This is a genomic window from Pseudomonas sp. PONIH3, assembly GCF_002934345.1.
Taxonomy (GTDB): Bacteria; Pseudomonadota; Gammaproteobacteria; order Pseudomonadales; family Pseudomonadaceae; genus Aquipseudomonas; species Aquipseudomonas soli.
Window position 1 is genome coordinate 1,278,376 of the sequence record NZ_CP026386.1, and the last position, 20,212, is coordinate 1,298,587.

Annotated in this window: 19 protein-coding genes and 2 pseudogenes; 16 read left to right on the forward strand and 5 right to left on the reverse strand. The window is 66.1% G+C overall.

What is annotated here, in order from left to right:
* Position 1 precedes the first annotated feature (1 nt).
* On the reverse strand, positions 2–193 hold the full coding sequence (locus tag C3F42_RS05835; protein WP_023631521.1) for a hypothetical protein: 192 nt from the start codon (positions 191–193) through the stop codon (positions 2–4).
* Positions 194–372: 179 nt separating this feature from the next.
* Here C3F42_RS05835 and C3F42_RS05840 point away from each other — a divergent pair, with 179 nt between their 5' ends.
* The 7 genes from C3F42_RS05840 (at position 373) to C3F42_RS05870 (ending at position 5,387) form a co-directional block, all read left to right on the forward strand.
* Positions 373–837 (forward strand): DUF1348 family protein, encoded by a 465-nt coding sequence (locus tag C3F42_RS05840; RefSeq protein WP_046856235.1) that lies wholly within the window; start codon positions 373–375, stop codon positions 835–837.
* Positions 838–1,059: 222 nt separating this feature from the next.
* Positions 1,060–1,338, forward strand: a complete 279-nt coding sequence (locus tag C3F42_RS05845) for a hypothetical protein (protein ID WP_023631519.1) — start codon at positions 1,060–1,062, stop codon at positions 1,336–1,338.
* Complete coding sequence (locus C3F42_RS05850; RefSeq protein WP_104444165.1) at positions 1,310–2,068, forward strand: zeta toxin family protein; 759 nt, start codon at positions 1,310–1,312, stop codon at positions 2,066–2,068. The genes C3F42_RS05845 and C3F42_RS05850 overlap by 29 nt, the downstream gene beginning before the upstream one ends.
* A gap of 78 nt (positions 2,069–2,146) precedes the next feature.
* Entirely contained in the window at positions 2,147–2,752 is a 606-nt protein-coding gene (locus C3F42_RS05855; RefSeq protein WP_094010471.1) for a hypothetical protein, read from the forward strand.
* Between the two features lie 180 nt (positions 2,753–2,932).
* The gene (locus tag C3F42_RS05860) at positions 2,933–3,313 is read left to right on the forward strand and encodes a hypothetical protein (RefSeq protein WP_094010472.1); all 381 of its coding nucleotides are present in this window, start codon (positions 2,933–2,935) and stop codon (positions 3,311–3,313) included.
* A 167-nt stretch (positions 3,314–3,480) separates the two neighbouring features.
* Positions 3,481–4,296, forward strand: a complete 816-nt coding sequence (locus tag C3F42_RS05865) for an isocitrate lyase/phosphoenolpyruvate mutase family protein (protein ID WP_094010473.1) — start codon at positions 3,481–3,483, stop codon at positions 4,294–4,296.
* Between the two features lie 227 nt (positions 4,297–4,523).
* On the forward strand, positions 4,524–5,387 hold the full coding sequence (locus C3F42_RS05870) for a sensor domain-containing diguanylate cyclase (RefSeq protein WP_094010474.1): 864 nt from the start codon (positions 4,524–4,526) through the stop codon (positions 5,385–5,387).
* Between the two features lie 61 nt (positions 5,388–5,448).
* On the opposite strand, the gene bla is transcribed toward C3F42_RS05870, so the two are convergent.
* Positions 5,449–6,324 carry a class A beta-lactamase gene (bla, locus tag C3F42_RS05875; protein WP_104444166.1) on the reverse strand — a complete coding sequence of 292 codons (876 nt, stop codon included), beginning with the start codon at positions 6,322–6,324 and terminating at the stop codon, positions 5,449–5,451.
* 226 nt (positions 6,325–6,550) lie between these two features.
* On the opposite strand from bla, the gene C3F42_RS05880 reads away from it, so the two are divergent.
* From C3F42_RS05880 to C3F42_RS05895, 4 genes and pseudogenes are all read left to right on the forward strand, one after another.
* Positions 6,551–6,868: a hypothetical protein gene (locus tag C3F42_RS05880; protein WP_023632462.1), complete on the forward strand. Its 318-nt coding sequence runs from the start codon at positions 6,551–6,553 to the stop codon at positions 6,866–6,868.
* A 96-nt stretch (positions 6,869–6,964) separates the two neighbouring features.
* Positions 6,965–7,353 (forward strand): annotated as a pseudogene (locus C3F42_RS05885) (tautomerase family protein).
* A gap of 134 nt (positions 7,354–7,487) precedes the next feature.
* A complete protein-coding gene (locus tag C3F42_RS30185; protein WP_371041473.1) occupies positions 7,488–7,781 on the forward strand; it encodes a hypothetical protein in 294 nt (97 codons plus the stop codon).
* A gap of 174 nt (positions 7,782–7,955) precedes the next feature.
* Positions 7,956–8,609 carry an HD domain-containing protein gene (locus C3F42_RS05895; protein ID WP_094010476.1) on the forward strand — a complete coding sequence of 218 codons (654 nt, stop codon included), beginning with the start codon at positions 7,956–7,958 and terminating at the stop codon, positions 8,607–8,609.
* Positions 8,610–8,616: 7 nt separating this feature from the next.
* Here the strand turns inward: C3F42_RS05895 and C3F42_RS05900 are convergent, their stop codons facing one another.
* The gene (locus tag C3F42_RS05900; RefSeq protein ID WP_104444167.1) at positions 8,617–9,078 is read right to left on the reverse strand and encodes an Lrp/AsnC family transcriptional regulator; all 462 of its coding nucleotides are present in this window, start codon (positions 9,076–9,078) and stop codon (positions 8,617–8,619) included.
* A gap of 131 nt (positions 9,079–9,209) precedes the next feature.
* Here C3F42_RS05900 and C3F42_RS05905 point away from each other — a divergent pair, with 131 nt between their 5' ends.
* The 5 genes and pseudogenes from C3F42_RS05905 (at position 9,210) to glsB (ending at position 13,922) form a co-directional block, all read left to right on the forward strand.
* Positions 9,210–10,445, forward strand: a complete 1,236-nt coding sequence (locus tag C3F42_RS05905) for a Zn-dependent hydrolase (RefSeq protein ID WP_094010477.1) — start codon at positions 9,210–9,212, stop codon at positions 10,443–10,445.
* Positions 10,446–10,479: 34 nt separating this feature from the next.
* Complete coding sequence (locus C3F42_RS05910) at positions 10,480–11,685, forward strand: diaminopropionate ammonia-lyase (protein WP_094010478.1); 1,206 nt, start codon at positions 10,480–10,482, stop codon at positions 11,683–11,685.
* Between the two features lie 96 nt (positions 11,686–11,781).
* A pseudogene (locus C3F42_RS29785) lies at positions 11,782–12,339 on the forward strand (HD family hydrolase); the annotation flags it as partial.
* Positions 12,340–12,348: 9 nt separating this feature from the next.
* Complete coding sequence (locus tag C3F42_RS29790) at positions 12,349–12,855, forward strand: GNAT family N-acetyltransferase (RefSeq protein WP_237750150.1); 507 nt, start codon at positions 12,349–12,351, stop codon at positions 12,853–12,855.
* Between the two features lie 149 nt (positions 12,856–13,004).
* Positions 13,005–13,922 carry a glutaminase B gene (gene glsB, locus C3F42_RS05920; protein WP_038705799.1) on the forward strand — a complete coding sequence of 306 codons (918 nt, stop codon included), beginning with the start codon at positions 13,005–13,007 and terminating at the stop codon, positions 13,920–13,922.
* Between the two features lie 178 nt (positions 13,923–14,100).
* Here the strand turns inward: glsB and C3F42_RS05925 are convergent, their stop codons facing one another.
* Positions 14,101–18,336 (reverse strand): hemagglutinin repeat-containing protein, encoded by a 4,236-nt coding sequence (locus tag C3F42_RS05925; protein ID WP_104444168.1) that lies wholly within the window; start codon positions 18,334–18,336, stop codon positions 14,101–14,103.
* 38 nt (positions 18,337–18,374) lie between these two features.
* Positions 18,375–20,084, reverse strand: a complete 1,710-nt coding sequence (locus C3F42_RS05930) for a ShlB/FhaC/HecB family hemolysin secretion/activation protein (protein ID WP_094010482.1) — start codon at positions 20,082–20,084, stop codon at positions 18,375–18,377.
* Between the last annotated feature and the right edge of the window lie 128 nt (positions 20,085–20,212).

The window sequence follows — 20,212 nt, forward strand, 5'->3', positions numbered from 1 at the left end:
CTCAGGGCTTTTCGGCGTCGGGGAAGTTACGGCAACTCTTGCGTTCGGCCAGCTCCCGCTCACTGGGGCGCTGGTCGACGAACACGGTGCGGCCGTCGGCGTAGATTTCCAGGTAGCCCCAGTGCAGGTCTTGCTCGGTCTGCCCGGGCTTGGGCGGGACGAGCCACCAGGGTTCGCGGCTGATCAGGGTCATGGCGGGCTCCAGCGAATGTCTGGGGTAACTATAGAAGACAGACGGGCCCGACTAACCAGGCGGGGATTGTTCCGCAAAGAGCAATTATGAAGTGCCGAGAGCACCGATTCTCCCCACCTGCCGAACGGACTAATCTCGATCCTGCAAACCAAGCCTACCGACCTTGAGGATTGACCACGATGTCCCGCCCACCACTGCCCCCCTTCACCCGTGAAACCGCCATCGAGAAAGTCCGCCTTGCCGAAGACGGCTGGAACAGCCGCGACGCCGCCAAAGTGGCCCTGGCCTACACCACCGACACCCACTGGCGCAATCGCGCCGAGTTCTGCAGCAGCCGCGAAGAGGCCCAGGCCTTCCTCACCCGCAAGTGGAACCGCGAGCTCGAATACCGCCTGATCAAGGAGCTCTGGGCCTTCACCGACAACCGCATCGCCGTGCGCTACGCCTATGAGTACCGCGACGACAGCGGCCAGTGGTACCGCGCCTACGGCAACGAGAACTGGGAGTTCGCCGAGGACGGCCTGATGCGCAATCGCCACGCCAGCATCAACGAACAACCCATCAGCGAAGCCGAGCGCAAGTTCCGCTGGCCCCTGGGGCGCCGTCCGGACGATCACCCGGGCCTGAGCGACTTCGGCTTCTGAAGACCGACACCGGATCAGCGGGGCCGCTCGACGGCCCCGTTTCAGGTTTGGGAAACGGACTACGCGGCCTGGGGAAACAGTGAGCGCAGCGCTGTGCCAGACTTTGCGGCGAATCCACTTCAGGACAGCCCGATGACCCTCCTTGATGCCTTTTTACAGCGTCGACGCTATGATGCCTCCCATGTGCGCAAGCGGTTTCACATTGCGCGGAGGTGTCCAGCGATGGCAGCAAAAGCGAAGAAGGTCTCCGAACGGGACCTCGATACCCTTGAACAACAGATTCCCCTGCACGCCAGCGAGGCTACGCATTCGGCCTACCTGCGTGCCCTGCAGGCCAGCCAGCGCGGCGTGCTGTGTGTCGATGACGGTGAACTGGTGCGCGTCGGTGCCGATGGTGCCCGGACCGTGCTGGGCCAAGCCAGCCCCCGGCGCAAGGTCCGGGTCGGCGAAATAATCAGTGTACGCAGGGTCGATGACCAGACGGCCGGCGGGCGTGCCTAGGCTGCGTGTTTTTGCGGGCCCCAACGGCTCGGGCAAGAGCACCATCAAGGCAAGCCTGCCTGCGGCGCTGACACGCCTTTTTGTCAATGCCGACGAACTCGAGCAAGAGGCAAAGGACAGCGGCTTCGTCGACCTCGCCCCGTTTGGTATTCAGGCCACTCAGGCCGAACTGCTGACGTTCCATCTCGATCATCATCTGATTGCCTCCCGGCAACTGGCCATGCACGCCCGGCAACTGCAAGTGCTCGACAACCGGATCGACTACCGTGCAGTGCCAGTGGACTCGTACTTCGCCTCGGTGATCGCCGACTTCATTCGCCAGCGCCTGCTGGAGGCGAAGCAGAGTTTCACCTTCGAAAGCGTCATGTCGCACCCGAGCAAGATCGAATTCATGCGCCTGGCACAAACCCAGGGCTATCGCACCTACCTCTATTTCGTCTCGACCGAAAACCCGCGGATCAATATCGAGCGGGTCGCCATTCGCGTGCGCGCGGGCGGCCATCCCGTCAGGGACGATCTGGTGCGCAGCCGCTACGAGCGCTCCCTCGACCTGCTCCCGGAGGCCATCGCCGCCAGCCATCGTGCCTATGTGTTCGACAACTCCGGGCAGAGCGCGGTGTGGCTGGCGGAAATCACCGATGGCGTGCAACTGGAGTACCGCAACGAAGATATACCCGACTGGTTTTTCGAAGCCTACGTGGATGAAGTGGAGCAGCCAGCAGAGACCTAGGTTGAGATAGAGCCCCGCGACATCTGCCCACAGTTTGGCGATACTGCGCAGCCCTCATCCATGAAAAGGACTTCGCTGATGAAGCGACTGCTTACCCTCGCCCTCCTCACCCTGGCCATCGCCGGCTGCGACAAGGCCGAACAGACCGCTGCAGTGTCTGGCCAATGCGCCAAGGACACCGACTGCAAAGGTGAGCGCATCTGTGAAAGTGGACAGTGCATCAACCCCCAGCCGCAACCCGCGCTGCTGGCCAAACCGGCCAGCGCGCCACTGGCGCCGAGCATCGCCTACGAGCCGCTGCCAGTCGGCGACGAAGGCGCCGGGCCGTTCACCGTGCAAGGCATGGAACTGGGCACCGCGCTGAACTACCAGTCCCGGGCGGGCGTGATGAACGTCATGGAGGCCGTCGTCGCCGATGCCGAAAGCACCGGCTACGTTGCCATCGAAAAGGCCTATACGTTCGGCCCCAACCGCTATGTACTCGTTGTGTCCACGGGCGAAGGCGGCAATGCCTGCCCGGCGTCCACCTATGTCTTCAGCTTCGACACCGCCAGCGAGCATGTGGACGGCAAGGCGGAGGTGGACGGCTGTTCGGAAATGGTCGAAAGCATGGCCGAGGGCAACAAGCTGACCATCAAGAAGGACGGCGCCGCGACCGTGGTGTACAACGGCCAGGTGAAGTGATCAAGGGCGATCAGGTGGCCCGGCTCGCGCCAGGCGCAACGCACTGAAGTCGTTGATGATTCCGCCATGGGCCCGGCAGAACTTTTTCCGTTTTGCCGGTCTATTGGGTGAGTGCGCCACGCGGCTGTCCTGGCATCCGCTGGCCACACGCTCAATTGCCCACAGAGGTTGTCTTCACTGATGAAAATCCCTGCCCCATGCATGCTGCTCGTTGGCCTGTTCGCACTCGCGGCCGCAGGCTCGGCATCCGCCGCACCGATGAAGACTGTTGTACCTTCCGCCCTGGTCCTCGACGCGGCGAGCCATCCCGCAGCCGAACACCCCTGGCCCAGCCTGGCAAGCGCGCCATCGGCAGCGCTGCTGGCCCATGACGACCGCTACCGCCACGACGAGCGCTGGCATGACCACCGCGACGACTGGCGCCGAGAGCAGTGGCGCCGCGAACAATGGCGCCGGGAGCAGCACCGCCGGGCAATGGAGCGGCAACGCTACTGGGACCGCCACCATGATCGCGCCCTGCACCATCGCTATGACGACGAGCGTCGTTACTATCGCCGCTGATCAGCACCCCGTGTATTCAGCTCCGCGCTGAAGCTCCACTGGGGGCTGGAGTCCACCGCAACGCTTCGCTGGAATATCTTGAAAAATCGTGCAGGCCCGACCTGTTGAATGGCAATCTAGGGCGCGCAGCAAACCCTCTTCAGGATATTCGACGGAGTCATGCACTCATGGCAGCAATGGATCGCGTTTTTCATGACCTTCACCGGCAAGGGCTGTTGCTGCTGGCCAATGTGGCGGACGCCGGCGGTGCACGCCTGGTCGAGCGCCAGGGCAGCAAGGCAGTTGCCACCAGCAGCGCCGCCGTGGCCTGGTCCCATGGTTACCAGGATGGTGACAAGCTGCCCTTGGCGCTGCTGGCCGGCACCGTCGAGTCGATGGCAAGGGTACTCAACGTGCCGCTGACCGTTGATATAGAAGGCGGCTACTCGGACGCTCCCGAACAGGTCGCCAAGGTCGTCGAGACCGTCATCGCCGCCGGCGCGGTGGGCATCAACATCGAGGACGGCACCCACCCCCCCGAACAGCTCCTGCGCAAGCTCGACGCCGCCAGAAACGCCGCCAGCCAGCGCGGGGTCGACCTGTTCATCAACGTGCGCAGCGATGTCTACCTGAAGCACCTGCTGCCCGCCGAGCAACGCCTCGAAGAGCTCCTGCGTCGCGCCACGCAGTATGCCGCCGGTGGCGCAAACGGGCTGTTCGCCGCCGGCGTGGTCGAGCCCGGCGAGATCGCCACGCTGTGCCGGGAGGTGACGTTGCCGGTCAACCTACTCTGGCGCGCAGGCTTGCCCAGCTCTGCCGAATTGCAACGGCTTGGCGTTCGCCGCCTGAGCGCCGGTTCGAGCATCGCCGAGTTTCTCTACGGTGCCATGAGCGGCCTGACCCAGCGCTTCCTGGAAAACGGACAGCTCGACACCAGCGGGTTGAAGGCCCACAGCTATGCAGAACTCAACGCACTGATGGCCACCAAGGCTGATAACACCTGAACGAAGCAAAGGCTGCACGTGCAGAAGCTGAGGCTGCACGTGCAAACCTTCGCGGCTCCACACGCCGGGTCGCAACACATGAACGTCATACCGGTAGTGCCCCGCCCCCGACCCTGTGTATGCTGCTCGGGCGCGGCAAGCGGCCCACGGCGGCTTGCAGGACATCGCGCGGCCGCCCTGCGTGATCGGACCATGACCGGGCTACCCGTATCGGACACCCCCGCCCTATGCCCGTCGACCTGCAAGCGCTCTACCCCAGGCTGATCCACCTGATGCTGGACACCGTGTTCGTGGTCGACCGGGAGGACACCATCGTGTTCGTGAGCGATGCCTGCGAGGCCTTGCTCGGCTACCGCGCCGACGAGCTCACCGGCACCCCGATCACCCGCTACATGCACCCGGATGACCTGGAGGCCACCCGCGCCTCGATCGTGCGGGTGATGAACGGCAACGCCCACTGTGACTTTCGCAACCGCTATGTGCGCAAGGATGGCGAGATCGTGCACATTCTCTGGGCGGCCTCCTGGTCCGATGAAGTAGGCGCGCGGATCGGTGTGGCCCGCAACGTCACCGCCCTCACCCAGGCCGAGCAGGAACTACGCTTCCTCGCCCATCACGACCCGCTGACCAAATTGACCAACCGCTCGCTGTTCAACGATCGCCTCGCCACGGCCCTGCGCATGGCTCGCCAGCAGCGCCGACGGCTGGCCTTGCTGTTTCTCGACGTCAATGATTTCAAGGGCATCAATGATGTGCATGGCCATGCTGCTGGCGACCGCGTGCTGTGCACCATCGCCCGCCGGCTGCAGGACAGTGTGCAGGCGGCGGACACCGTGGCGCGGATCGGCGGCGACGAGTTCATCGTGCTGCTGACTGACGTGCCCTCGGAGGATGCCGTGTACGAGATGGTCGAGCAGATCGCCAAGGTCATGGAGCAACCGCTCGGCGCCGAGTTCGGCGAGGTCCTGATGCCTTCCTGCAGCATCGGCGTGGCCTGCTACCCCAGCGATGGCGAGGATGCCGACACCTTGCTCAGCCACGCCGATGGCCAGATGTACCTCAAGAAACGGCGGCGCGTACGCGTAGGGTGAGCCGACCTCATCGCGGGGCAAGCCCACTCCCACGCGTTCGGGTAATGGTCCAAGCGATTGCTCAGCCCTTCCAGGCCTCCACGACCACCCGCGTGGCTGCCGCGATCGTCTCGCTGTTCCATGGCGCATCCGCCTTGGTTCCACGGCTGAACACCACCACGATCCACGGCGCCCGGCCTTTGGGCCAGATGACCGCGACATCGTTGGCCACACCGTAGTCACCCGACCCGGTCTTGTCACCCACCACCCAATCCTTCGGCACACCGGCGCGGATGCGGGCATCGCCCGTGGTGTTGCCCTTGAGCCAATCCTGCAGCTGTTGGCGCTCGGCAGCAGCCAGGCCATCGCCCAGCAACAGACGCTGCAGGGTCACCCCCATCGCCAGGGGTGTGGTGGTGTCACGCGGATCGCCCGGCAAGGCGGTGTTGAGGGTCGGTTCGTTGCGGTCGAGGCGGAACCTCGGGTCACCCAGGCTGCGGGTAAACGCCGTAAGACCCGACGGGCCACCGACCAGCTCAAGCAACAGGTTGCCGGCAGTGTTGTCGCTGTACTGCACCGCGGCGGCGCAGAGCCCGGCGACGGTCATGCCGGCGCCCACGTGCTTTTCGGTGACCGGGGAATACACCACCAGCTGTTCGGCGCCGTAGGCGATACGCCGCTCCAGCAATCCCGGCTCGGCCTGGCTGCGGTGCAGGATGGCGCCGGCGAGGATGGCCTTGAAGGTGCTGCAGAACGCGAAGCGCTCCTCGGCGCGCCAGGCGAGTTGCTGGCCGCTGCCGGTGTCCAGGGCCCACAGGCCGATCGTGCTGCCGGTTGTGGCCTCCAGTTGCTGCAATGCTTTGCGCAGCGGGTCATCCGCCCAGGTTGGCAGGGCCAGCAGGGCCAAGCCGCCGAGCGCGCCCTGGAGCACGCGACGGCGGCTGAGGGTGGGAGTCATGCGGGTGTTCCTTACGGCAATGAGCAAAACGCAAAGGCTAGAACGTTTTAGCATGCGCGCCAAGCAGAGGATGCGCCCAGGCCTGCCTGCGCGGCGCATGACACGCGCCTCTCCTGTCACCGCCCCAGGACAATTCTTTTCGCGCCACCGCCCTGGCCACCCTTGCGCTGACCGGCAAAAGGCAGGACAGTAACCGGGTATTCCCGCAGAGAAACGGAGATTCGCCTTGACTACCGATCGCCTGAGCCTGCTCCAGTTCGAGCACCTCAGCCTGAAACCCGCCGCCGCCAGCCAGTTCGCCCTTTCGTTGAAGGAGCTTGAACAGCTGACCCTCCCCGAGCGCTACGCCTTTCGTGCAGCACACTACCTGGGCGACCTGGCCGAAGCGGAGAACAGCCAGCAACTGGCGGTCGCCAAGGATCAGGGCATCGGATTTACCCAGGGCCTGCTCACCGCCGCGGCAATCGAAGACGTACTGGCGAAAAGACTGATCGAGGTCTTCAATAACGCCAGCGAACGCGCCCACAAGCTGTTGCCTCAGTAATGCCTTCTAGAGCCCGGCCACATGCCGGGCTCTGCCCTGCCCCGACCCTGTCCTACCAGCTTCTGCGTCTCGCCTGGCATAGCCCAAGGAGTCCACATGCCCCTGGTACGCATCGACATCAAGCGCCACCCCGACCCGACCCGACCCACCTGCGCACGCTTGGCCAGATCGTCTACGACTGCCTGCGGCGCACGATCAATGTCCCCGAGCACGACAACTTCCAGGTCCTGACCGAGCACGACGGTGATCGCCTGGTGTTCGACCCGCAGTACCTGGGCATCCAGCGCTCCGACGGCCAGGTGTTCATCCAGATCACCCTCAGCGAAGGCCGCACCCTGGAGCAGAAGAAAGCGCTGTACCAGGCGATCGCCGAAGGCTTCGAACGCGAGGCCGGGGTCCGCCCGCAGGACGTGTTCATCAACCTGGTCGAAGTGCGCAAGGAGAACTGGTCGTTCGGCAACGGTATCGCCCAGTACGCGCTCTGAGGTAAAACGATCACCTGTCGCAGAGGACCTGCGTCCACCCCGGCATGACACGCACCCATTCAAGGAAGAAAAGAGATTGAAAACAGTTTTCGGCGCACTGTTGTGGGCTTGCCTGACGACGCTTGCCTTTGCCGATGAGAACGCCCATCGGCTTCCAATCCTCCACACTGCAGGATTCGCACACTGGCCGCCCACTGCAGATGGTGGTCTGGTACCCGACCGCAGCGACCACCACCGCGCAACTGATCGCCGACAATGCGTGCAAGCCTGGCGCACAGTCATTGCTCGAAGCGCAAGTGCCCGGCGATGGCATCTTTTGCCTGGACGGCGATAACGGCCGCGCCCGCGAGGTGATCCAGCAGCAGGTCACTTCACTGATAACAGCATTTCTCGCCCAGCCAGCCGGCAGAACAACAGGCAGTCTTTGAACTTGCGGTATTGACCGCGAGCTCACGCCCGCTCAATACCGACAACTGTCGTCATCGCGGTGGTTGCCTGTGTTGCCGCTGACCGCACGCCCTGCCCGAAGCAGCGACGATTGGTATACCGTTGCCGCGCCGAAACAATGTTCAACCCCTCCCCTGATTGATGGAGCACACGCGATGGCCAACGCGCCGTTCTTTCCCCTGCAGCCCCTGGCGGACGAACTGCTGCCCTGCCTGCCCGTTGCCAGCACCGACGGCTCCCACGACCTCGCCCATGTGCAGCGGGTGTGGAGCAACGTCCGGCGCATCCAGGCCAAGGAAGGTGGCGACCTTGAACTGCTGCTCGCCGCCACCGTGCTGCACGATTGCGTGGCGGTGGAGAAGAACTCGCCTCTGCGCAGCCAGGCCTCGACACTGTCGGCCGAACGGGCCGCCGCGATCCTCACTGACATGGGCTGGCCATCGGCACGCGTCGAACAAGCGGCCCATGCTGTGCAGACCCACAGTTTCTCGGCGGGCATCGCGCCGCTGAGCCTGGAGGCGAAGATCCTCCAGGACAGCGACCGCCTCGATGCCCTCGGCGCGGTGGGCGTCGCCCGTTGTTTTTATGTCGCGGGCCGCATGGGCTCGTCACTGTACGACTTCGAAAACCCCACCGCCGAAGGGCGAGACCACCAGGACAACCGGTACGCCATCGAGCATTTCCACACCAAGCTGCTCAAGCTCGCCTCGGGGTTCCAGACAACTGCGGGGGCTCGCCTGGCCATGCTGCGGCATGAACGGCTGGCGTCGTTCCTGGACGACTTCATGGATGAGATCGGCGTGGCCTGAGCTCGTCTCAGGTCGCCGGCACCTGCAAGCCGGTCTTCACATTGCTCATCGACACCAGCGTCTTGAAGCGCTTCACATTGTTGCTCTGGAAGAACAGCTCCCGCGTCAACTGGGTGTACTGCGCCATGTCCCGCACCAGCATGATCAACACGAAGTCGCATGCTCCCGCCACGTAGTAGCACTGCTGCACCTGCGGGCAGGCCATGAAGGTGCGCTTCATGGCGTCGAGCAGGTCGAGCCGCTCGTTCTCCACCTCCACTTCGGTGATCACCGTCAGCGTGTAACCCAGCGCCAGCGGATCGACCTGGGCCACGGTGCGCTGAATCACGCCGTCTTGGGTGAGTTTCTTCAGCCGGCGGTTAACCGCAGCCGACGACAGGTTCACCTGCACGCCTAGGTCGATCTGGGAAGTGCTGGCATCACGCTGCACGGCGTCGAGCAGTGCGCGGTCGAAGGGGCCAAGGCTCATGTAGGTGGGGTCCTGGCAGGCGTATGCACCCGCAATGAAATTACGCTTTTGGCCTGAAAATCAATCTTTCAGTTCAGCACAAGCAAATATCATTTCGCCCACACCGCTTGAACGAGGCCCTGGAGAAACGCATGATCAAACTGCACCTGAACGGCCCGAAACTGCTGGAACAGATCCGTGCACTGGGCGAGATCGGCGCCGATGCGCAGAACGGAGGCCGCACGCGCATCGCCCTCACCGACACGGACAAGGCCGGCCGCGACCGACTGGTTGCCTGGATGCGCGAGCTCGAACTGGAAGTCGCTATCGATCGCATCGGCAATATCTTCGGCACGCTGCGCGCCCCCGGCGATGCCGCACCGCTGATGATCGGTTCGCATATCGACAGCGTTACCAATGCCGGCGCCCTGGACGGCTGCTATGGCGTACTGGCCGGGCTCGCGGTACAGCGGGCCTACCGCGAGGCCGGCGTGACGCCCGCACGCTCGATTACCGTGGCGGCCTTCAGCAACGAGGAAGGCGTGCGCTACCAGCCGGACATGATGGGCTCGCTGGTGCATGCCGGCGGGCTCGCGCTGCAGACGGCGCTGGATACTCTCGGCACCGATGGCACCCGCCTGGGTGACGAGCTGCAACGCATCGGCTACGCCGGCGATATGGAACCTGGCGCGATCATGCCCCACGAGTACCTCGAGCTGCATATCGAACAGGGGCCGCTACTGGAAGCCGAGCAGACGCAGATCGGGGTGGTCGAAGATCTGCAAGGGATCTCCTGGCAGCAGGTGACGGTAACAGGCAACGCCAACCACGCCGGCACCACCCCGACCCGCTTGCGCCACGACGCAGGCTTCGTCGCCTGCGCCGCGGTCACCGAGCTGCGGCGCCTGGCCCGGGATAGCGGCACGACACTGGCCACCACCGGCTGCATGCGTTTCGAGCCCGACGTGATCAACGTGATCCCACGCCGCGCCACCTTTACTGTCGACCTGCGCGACCCGGATGAACAGCGCCTGCAACAGGCCGAGGCGCACCTGGCGCGGATACTCCGGGCGCTTGCCGAAGCCGAAGGGGTCACCCTCGAAACCGAACAGTTGGTGCGTTTCCAGCCGGTGACATTCGACGCCACGCTGGCCAACACCATCGAGGCCAGCGCCCGGCGCCTGGGCCTGAGCCATCGGCGCATGACCTCAGGCGCCGGGCACGACGCGCAGATGATCGCGCGTATCGCCCCGGCGGCGATGATCTTCGTGCCCAGCCAGGGCGGTATCAGCCATAACCCCCGCGAGCATACCGACGACGCCCAGTTGCTCGACGGCGCGCGGGTGTTGCTGGACGTGGTCACCACGCGGCTGAACCCCACACGCTGATCCCGCCCTGTTGCTCTACCTATTGGAGAATCACATGCTTTTCGCCAACCCCAACGCCACCCGCACGCCCTACCCTCGCGCCCTGCAAGCCCTGATGAACATCCGCCAGGCAAACGAGAGCCGCCAATGGCTGGCGCACTGGCCGCAACTGCGTGCCACGGGCACGCCACTCTACGACCTGCCGGACCTGGCCGCCGAACTGGGTGTCGGCCAGGTGCGGGTCAAGGACGAATCGGTGCGCTCACCCCTGGGCAGTTTCAAGGCATTGGGGGCGCCCATCGCCCTGGTGCGCCTGATCCTGCGCACCTTCCCCGGGCACGGTTTCACCGCCGCCGACCTGTTCGCCGGGCGGTACGCCAGCCAGCTGGCCGGTTTCAGCGTAGTCAGCGCCACCGACGGCAACCATGGTCGCGCCCTGGCCGCCGCCGCGCAAAGCGTGGGATGTCGCTGCGTCATCGTCCTGCACGCCCACGTCAGCATGGAGCGCGAACAGGCCATTGCCGCCTACGGCGCGCAGATCGTACGGGTCGAGGGCAACTACGACGCCTCGGTGGCGCACGCCGCGGGCTTGGCCCAGGCCCACGGCTGGCAGGTCGTTTCAGACACGTCCTACGATGGCTACGAACAGATTCCCGGCGATGTGATGCAGGGTTACGGAACCCTCGCCGCCGAACTGGTCGAGGCCAGAGGACAAGACCCGGCCTTCACCCATGTGTTCCTGCAAGGAGGCGTGGGTGGCTTGGCGGCGGGCATCGTCAGCTACCTGTGGGAGCTGATGGGTGAGCAGCGTCCGACCTTCATCGTGGTCGAACCTGAGCAAGCCGACTGCCTGCTGCAAAGCGCCATGGCCGGCCAGCCCGGTGCCGCCAGCGGCTCGGTGGACTCGTTGATGGCCGGGCTGGCCTGCGGGGAAACTTCACCGTTGGCATGGCGATTCCTGCAGCCGAGCGTCGACTTCTTCATGACCCTGGGTGACTGCGATGCCATCGCGGCGATGCGTCGCCTGGCGCAAGGCGGTGCCCGGGACATTCCGTTGCTGGCGGGTGAGTCGGCGGTGGCCGGGCTGGCAGGGTTGGTGCGGTTGATGGCGGTGCCTGCGCTGGCGGCCCGGGTGGGCCTCGGGCGCGATTCGAGGGTGTTGCTCATCAGCACCGAAGGGGCCACCGCGCCTAACCTGTATACCGAGTTGGTGGGGGAAACGCCGGCCTCGGTGCTGGCCAGGCAACGGGCGTGGGATTGAGTACCCCGAACATGCAAGCGTCAGATCCATGAAAGCCGACGGGCGTCTGGGGTTATCATGCCGACACGCTGAACCGCCCCAGGACATGGAGTGACCATGAACATCGAAAAGCTGCAGAACCGCCTGGACTTCCTGCGCCAGGCCGAACAACTCAAGAGCGTGCTGCGCAGCGCCCATACCTCCAGCGGCCGTGCCGAAAGCACCGCCGAGCACACCTGGCGGCTGTGCCTGATGGCCATCACCTTCGCCGACGAACTGGGCGACCTCGACCTGCTCAAGGTCCTGAAGATGTGCCTGGTCCACGACCTCGGCGAGGCCATCAGCGGCGACGTGCCCGCCGTCAGCAAGCAGGGTTTCCCCGACAAGAGCCAGCAGGAGCGCGACGACCTGCTGCAACTGATGGCGAGCCTGGATGCGCCCCTGCGCGAGGAGATCATGGGGCTGTGGGAAGACTATGAAGCCGCGACGTCCGCCGAGGCCCAGGCGGTCAAGGCCCTGGACAAACTGGAGACCCTGTTGCAGCACAACCAGGGCCGCAACCCTCCGGGCTTCGACTACGCCTTCAACCTCAACTACGGCAAGCGCTACACCGCCGCCACTCCGCTGTTCGAGGCCCTGCGCGGCCTGATCGACGCCGACACGCGCAGACACCTGGACAATGGCATCGCCCTGCGCGACGAACGCCCCGAAGACATCGACGCCATCGGCCAATTGACCGAAGCCGCCTTCGCCGACGCCGAGCACAGCAGCCACACCGAGCAGTTCATCGTCACGGCGTTGCGTCGGGCGGGGCAGCTCACTGTCTCGCTGGTGGCAGTGGAAGCCGGCACCGTCGTTGGCCATGTGGCGATTTCCCCGGTCACCCTGGCGTCGGGCGCCAGCGGCTGGTTCGGCCTCGGGCCGGTGTCGGTGTCGCCGGCGCGCCAAGGGCAAGGCATCGGCTCGGCGCTGATCAATGCCGCGCTGGCCCGGCTGCATGGGCTGGGCGGCCAGGGCTGCGTGGTGCTGGGCGACCCGCGCTACTATGCCCGCTTCGGCTTCAAGGCCCAGCCGGGCTTGACCTTGCCAGGCGTGCCTGCCGAGTACTTCCAGGCCCTGGCCTTCAGCGGTGATGTGCCGAAGGGCAGTGTGCAGTACGCCACGGCGTTCGAGGCAACCTCCAACGCGTAAAGCATGGTCGCTGCAGGCGCGGGGCAAGCCTGCGCCTGCAGGTAACGCATCATCACAAGAGTCGACGCGGGCAGATGTGCTCCACAGCCAGCGACCATCGTCTACCTGAACGTTTTCCACCGCGTCTTTCCTCCGCACCAGGTTTTCCGATGCAAGCACTCCTGCAAGAGATCCTCGACCACGTCCGCCCCCTGCTCGTCCAGGGCCAGGTGGCGCAGTACATTCCCGCCCTCGCCCAGGTCGACCCCAACCAGCTGGGCATCGCCGTGCAGAGCCTGGACGGCCAGTTGCACTGCGCCGGGGATGCGCGCACGCCGTTCTCGATCCAGAGCATCTCCAAAGTGTTCAGCCTGGTGCAGGCGATCAATCACAGCGGCGAGGACATCTGGTCGCGGCTGGGCTACGAGCCTTCGGGGCAGGCGTTCAACTCGCTGGTGCAGCTGGAGGTGGAAAAGGGCCGCCCGCGCAACCCGTTCATCAATGCCGGGGCGCTGGTGATCTGCGACATCAACCAATCGCGCTATGCCACACCTACCCTGTCGATGCGCGACTTCGTCCGCCGCCTGGCGGCCAACCCGCGTATCGTCAGCGACACGGTGGTGGCCGAGTCGGAGTACCAGCACCGCGCACGCAATGCGGCCATGGCCTACCTGATGCAGGCCTTCGGCAACTTCCACAACGATGTCGACGCGGTGCTGCGCAGCTACTTCCATCACTGCGCGCTGTCGATGAGCTGCGCCGACGTCGCCCGTGGCTTCGCCTTCCTGGCCAACAGCGGCTACTGCCCGCACAGCGGCGAGCAGGTGCTCAGCCCACGCCAGGCGCAGCAGGTGAACGCGATCATGGCCACCAGCGGGCTGTATGACGAGGCGGGCAATTTCGCCTACCGGGTCGGCCTGCCGGGCAAGAGCGGCGTGGGCGGCGGTATCGTCGCGGTGGTGCCGGGGCGCTACAGCATCTGCGTGTGGTCGCCTGCGCTGAACGCCTCGGGCAACTCACTGGCGGGATTGCGGGTTCTGGAGCTGTTGAGCGAACGGATTACCGGGTCGGTGTTTTCGGCGGTCTGAGCGAAGTCGTCGCCTAAGGAGGGCTTTCGCGCCAGGCCGACGGGCTCAGCCCGGTCCAGCCTGCAAGGCGGGACTGGCCCGCTTGCAGGGAGCAGAAGATGACGAGCGCTACATGGGATCGGGCTAGCCCGCTCCCACGTAGTCTCTCTTCAGGCTGGGGGGCACGAGGCGTGCCCCGTCAGCCCTTGTTGGTCAGGCCGTCAAGCTGACCTTCGACCGTCACCGGCCCGACCTTCAGCTTGCCGTCATCCAGCGATACGCTGGGCAGGCCGGCTTCAGGCAGCTTGGGCAGGTCGAGGGTGGCCTTGACCTGGTAACCGAGCGGTTTCACCTCGGCCCCGACCGTGTTCCCGCCCTGCTCCACGCCCTTGACCTGCAGCCCCAGCTCGCGCTGCGCCGTGATCTGCGACGTTTCCTGGACCCCGGCCTTGCGCACGAACTCGCCCTGGGCATTGAACGACGGCGTGTAGCCGAAGGCGGGCTTGGCTTCGCCCTCCTTGGCCTCGCCCGGCTTGCCGACCAGGCCGGCGCCCAGGTCGAGACGCACCGAGGTGGTGGTGTCCTGACGCTCCTGGATGCTGAGCCCGCCGTCGAGCTTGCCGCCGATGTGCTGGCCTTCGACACGGGCGCCGCTCAGTTGCGCCGCGCCCGTGCTGTTCAACGCCACCGTGTCGGCGGCGATCCGGCTGTTCTGCTGGGTGGTGCCCTGCAGATGATCCACATGCACCTTGCCGCCGAGGTCGAAATCATGGGACGCAGTGGCCTGCTGGCCGGCGTCGACCGGGGTATTGCGGCTCAGGTTGCCGCCGGCCTTCAGCTCGACGCCCCAGTTGTTGCGGCTCTGGGTGGACTGCGCCGATTCCAGCGCCAGGCCACCCTCGCCTGCGCCGACGTTGACGCCCCTAGCTGCGACCTGCGTGCCCTGCAGATGCACCGACTGGCCAGCCAGGTCCACATTGGCGTGGCTGTTCAGCTGGCCGCCGCTCAGGGTCTGCGAGCGTTCGTTGGTCTGGCCCACATTGAAGTTGCCGCCCAGCTTGCCGCTCAGGTCGCGGCCCTGCTCGCCGGTGGCTGCCTTGCCGCCGAGGTTGAGGCCGCCGCCCAGGTGGCTGCCGCTGACGGTCCGGGTGTCGCTGGCGGCCTGCAGGTCAAGAGCGCCACCGGTCTTGAGTTCGGCCGGGCCCGCCGCGTCGATGCGCGTACCTTGCAAGGTCTGGTCGCCACCGCTGCCCAGCCGCACCGGGCCGCTGCCGCTGATGCTCGCCACCTGGGCCTTGCTGTCGGCGCTGTGTGCGCCGGCATGGTCGAGTTGCAGCCCCGCGCCCAGGTCGACCTTGTCGCCCACCGGCAAGGTACCCACGGTCAGCGAAGCGCTGCCAGCGAGGCTGCTGGTGTCGCGACGCTCATGGTTGCTGGCCTGCTGCAGGGCCAGCTTGCCGCCAGTGTTGACGGCCACCGCGCCCTGGCCACCGTCGAGGCGGCTGCCTTCGAAGCGGGCATCGCCGCCGACCTGGATGTTCAGGCCCTGATTGCCAGTGAAGGTGCCGACCACGGCAGTGGAACGGTCTTCGGCCAGGCTCTTGCTCCCCCCCGAACCACTGGCGGTTACATTCAGGTCCTCGCCGGTCTTGGTGTAGACCCGGGCGGATACATCGGCATTCACCTGCTGCTCGCTGCGGCTGTGGGTGTTGCTGGCGGCGTCGGCCTGCAACGCGCCGGCCTTGATGTTCAGCGCGCCGCCATTGGCGTTGTACTGGGTCCCCTGGTCCTTCAGCGCACCGGCCACGTCCAGCTGGACGCCCTGGCCGTTGAACTGGCTGACCACCGCGGTGCCGGCCTGCTCGCCCTGCTGCTGGCTGGCATGGCCCACGGCCAGGTCGACGCCCAGGTTCGGCGTGCCGAGCTTGCCCAAGGCGTCGGTCAGCGTGGTATTGCCGGCAAGCACGTCCTTGACATCGCCCAGCGGCAGCTTGCCGTCGAGCGCGTCCTTCACCGATACCTTGCCGCCCACCACATCCTTGACCACCCCGGCGATCGGCCGGGCGATGTCCTTGTACTCGACATTGACGCCGACATCCGCCGTCCAGTTGCTCTGCTGGTGGCTGCTGCTGGTGGTGTCGCGAGCCGCGCGGTTGTCCACCTGGTTGGCGCTGACGCTGAGGGTGCCGGCGCTGTTGACCTGCGCGCCTTCACTGGCCAGGGTGTCGGCCTTGATGGTCAAGCTGCCGGCGCTGTCGATGCCGGTGGTCTTGGCAGTGCTGCTGTTCGAGGTGTCCTGCTGGGTGCCATGGGCGAATTCGACCCCGGCGCCGGCACGGTCGAGGCCGGCGGTGAGGTAGACGCCACCCCCGGTGTGGCTGCTGTCGCGGGACTCGCTGCGGCTGTCCTGCTCGGCCAGCAACGACACCTGCTTGCCGGTCAGGGTGGTATCGCCTGCGGTGGACTTCACCGCTGCGCCCTTGACGGTCAGGTCAGCGCCGGCGGTCAGCTGAACCTCGCTGCCGCTGAGGCTGGAACCCTGCTGGCTGACCTGGCTGCCAGTGGCGCTCTGGCGATCGCTCGCATAGCCGACGCCAGCGCGATACTGCCCCGAGCCCGACGCGGTCTCCTTGGCCGAGGCCACGAAACCACGGCTGCTGCTGGCGCTGCCATGCTCGCGGGTGTCCTGGGCCGAGGCGACTTTCAGGTCGCCCGCCGCGTCAGCGTTCAACGCGCCGGTGGCCTTGACCGTGGAGCCGACCACCTCGATGCTTTCGGCGCTGTTCAGGCCGACACTGCCACCGGCCACCAGCTCGCTGCGCACGGCGGTGCTTTCCCGGCTGTTCTGCTTGGCTTCGTTGTGGCTGACGCCGAAGAACTTGCTCTGCTGGTTCTGACTGTCGCGCTGGTCGGTGCGCGAGGCGTTGCTGATCTGCACCTGCTTGCCGGCGATGCGGATGTCCTGGCCGCTGGTCAGCTGGGCACCTTCAGCCAGCACCGAAGCCTTGGCCCGCAGTTCGATATCGCCGCCCTTGAGCTGGCTGGTGACGCTGCGCTGGGTTTCGCTGCGGTTGTCCCAGTCGGCCTTCCAGAAGCCCTTGGTGTGCTTGCCCTGGTCGCTGTTGACCTGGCGTTCGGTGGCGGCGGTCAGGCGCAGGTCGCCACCGCTGTTCAGACTCAGTTGGCCGGGCGCCTCGATGCTGGTGGCATTGACGGTGAGATCCTGGCCGGCGTTCGCCCGTACATCACGTTGGGCCACGACCTGCACCCCATGCTCGCGGGTATCACTGTCGGTCTGGGTGCGTTGGTAGGTTTCCCAATCGATGCCCAACGCGCCGCTGCGCCAGTTCTCGCGTTTTTCCTGAAGCTTGCGGCTTTGCACGGTGCTCAGGGTGAGGTTGCGCCCTGCGTCGAGCTTGACGTCGCGCCCGGCCACGTCGGCGGCTGCCAGGGTCAGGTCCTGGGCACCACGCAGTTGCACATTGCCCTGGCTGCTGCGCACGCCCGCGCGGGTCGCTTGCAGCGAGTCGGCCACGGCGGCGCCGCTGATGTTCAGGTCACCCGCCGAGTCGATGCGCACGCCGTCGCGGCCTTCGATCTGCTCCGGCCCGACCCGCACCCCGGCACCCTGCGCGGTGCTGACGATATTGATGCGCCCGGCCTGCATCGCGCCGAACAGGCTGGCGTCGATACGCTGCTCGCCGCTGGCCGCGCCCCCGTCAAGCACCTTGACCTGGCCGCTAGTGTAATCCACCTGGTTGCGGCCCACGGTGAGGTTGAGCTGGTCCCGGGCATCCAGGCGGCCCTGGCTGTCGATGCGCGGGGCGATCAGGTTGACCGAACCGCCGTCGTTGCGCAGGCCAGCGCCCTGCACCTGCAACCGGCCGTTGGCGTCCTGGGTGCCCAGGGCCTTGAGCCGGCCCGCTTCCAGCTCGGGCCGGCCCACCACCAGGCTGGCGTTGGGCGCGTTGATGAAGCTGGCGCCGTTGACCGAGATGCCGTTGGGGTTGGCCAGCACGTAGTCGGCGGCACGGCCGAAGATTTCCTGGGCGCCATTGATGGCGGAGGCATTGCGGCTGACCACTTCATTGAGGATCACGCTCGCCGCCTGGCCCTGGAACTGCGGGTTGGCCGCCAGCTCGCCGGCCAGCTGCGAGTGCCCGGCCTGCAGGGCGTTGTTCAGTACCAGGCCCTGGCGGTCAACGTTGTAGTCGAGGAACTGGTTATGCGACAGGCCCGCGCCGTTGGGGGCGACGATATTGACGATGGGCACGCCGCCCTGGGTCTGCAGTTGCGCCGTGCCCCCGGGCCCGGGGGCGACCACCACGCCGCCGGCCAGCGCCTGGGGCAGGCTGGTGGCCAGCAGCAGGCTGGCGATCGCCCAGCGCAGCTTGCCTTGCGGGGACAAATTGAAGGTAAAGGGGGTCTTGGGCATAGGTCACTCTCCATGTAGGTACTGCTGAATCGGTGCGCTCAAATCTGCACGGCGGCCCGCAACAGCCAGACTTCGGGCTCGCGCTGGTAACCGCGGGGAGTGTTGAGGCTGCGCTGGTAGTCGATGTCCAGCTGCAGCGCCTTCCAGCCCAGGTTCACGCCCAGGCTCGCGCCGCTCAGGCGCTGGCTGGCGGCGCCGTAGTCGGCCTTGATCCAGCCGTGGTCCAGGCCCAGCCGTGGCGTGACGCTCAACGGCCCCTGCGCCCGCAACGGCAGGCGCAGGGTGTTGCGCCATACCGCCCCACTGGCGCCGGACAGGCTGCTGATGCGGTAGCCGCGCACGGCCGAATCGTCGGTGCCGAGCAACTGCTCGATGGCCGGCAGCGGGTCGGGGCTGTACTGCAGGTTGAGCTGGCTCTGCCACTGCCAGGCCTGACCCAGCAGCTGGCCATTGCGCCACTGGCTGAGCCCGGCGCGGTACTTGTGGAACTGCGCCCTGGGCAGGTCGGGCACCGGGCGATCGGCGTCATCGTCGGCCCCGAACCAGTGCAGCCCCTGGGCGTAGTTGAGGTCCAGGTTCCACACCGCGCGGTCGAGCCAGAACAGGTTGAGCCCGGCCTCGGCCACGGTCAGTGTCGGGCTCTGCACGTCCAGGCGCACCTTGGCGAACTCGCTGTCGACATCCTTGTGCGCCAGTTGCAGGCTGGCGCTCAGTTGATGGCGCTGGTCGCGCCACAGCACGCGCTCGCCGCGCAGGCTGAGCTGGTCGGTGATGCCGCGGCTATGCAGGGTCAGCCTGCTGAGCTTGACCGGCGAGCGGTACTCGGCATGGCTGGCGAACAGGCTGAAGGTCCAGTATCCATAGGGGATCGCGTAGTACAGGCTGGCGTTGCGGCTGTAACGGTCGCCCTGGTTGAGGGTATCGCTGGCCGACAGGCTGAGCAGGTCGTTGAGTGCCAGCGGGTTGTCCAGGCCCAGGCTGAGCACGCGACGGTCGCGCCCGGTGCTGGCGCTGCCGAGGTTGTCCAGGCCCAGGCCCACGGCCACCCGTGGCTGGCCGGCGCTGCGCGGGCGCAGGATGATCCGCGAGGCGCCCGGCTGGCTGCCGGGGGCGATGTCGGCGGTCAGGTCGACCGAGCGCAGGCGGTTGAGCTGGTCCAGGCCCTGCTCCAGGTCACGCAGGTTCAGCGGCTCGCCGAGCATGCCGGGGAAGGCCCCGGCCAGGGACACCGGCAGGCGCTGGTCGGCCAGTTCGATGGCCTCCAGGTAGCCTTCGTCCACCAGGATGTCCAGCGACTGCCCGGCCGCCGGGGCGCTGGTCAGATACGGTCGGCTGGCGATATAGCCCTTTTCCAGATAGAGCGCGGTGATACTCGCCAGCAGCTGGTTGATCTGCCCCACGCCCATGCACGCCGCCACCAGCGGGTCGATGCGCGCATCGAGGGCGGCACGGTCGATCAGGGTGACGCCGCCCACCCGCACTCCGGCCAGCGGCCAGCAGTGCGTGTCCGGGGCCGCGGCCTGGGGGACCTGCGCGGAAGTATCGGGCCCTGTGAACGCACCGCGCTGCAATTGGCGGCGGCGTTGTTCCAGTTGCAGTTGCTGCAGGTCCTGTTGTTGCTGTTGCTGTTGGCGCAACACTTCCTGGCCGGGCACGAACGTCTCGGCACGCACGTTGCCCAGGGACAGGCAAGCCAGTACGACACACAGCGATACGCGACGGCAATCAATAGCAGACAGGTACGACATACAACACCCATTCGCAGGCAAAGGCACAGCGAGAATCGCAGCACTTGGAACTTCCCGGCACGGTTACCGAGAGTTATCGGCACACGTGCAATAACTTTAGAAAGTTGAGCGTTATTCACTGGAACGCT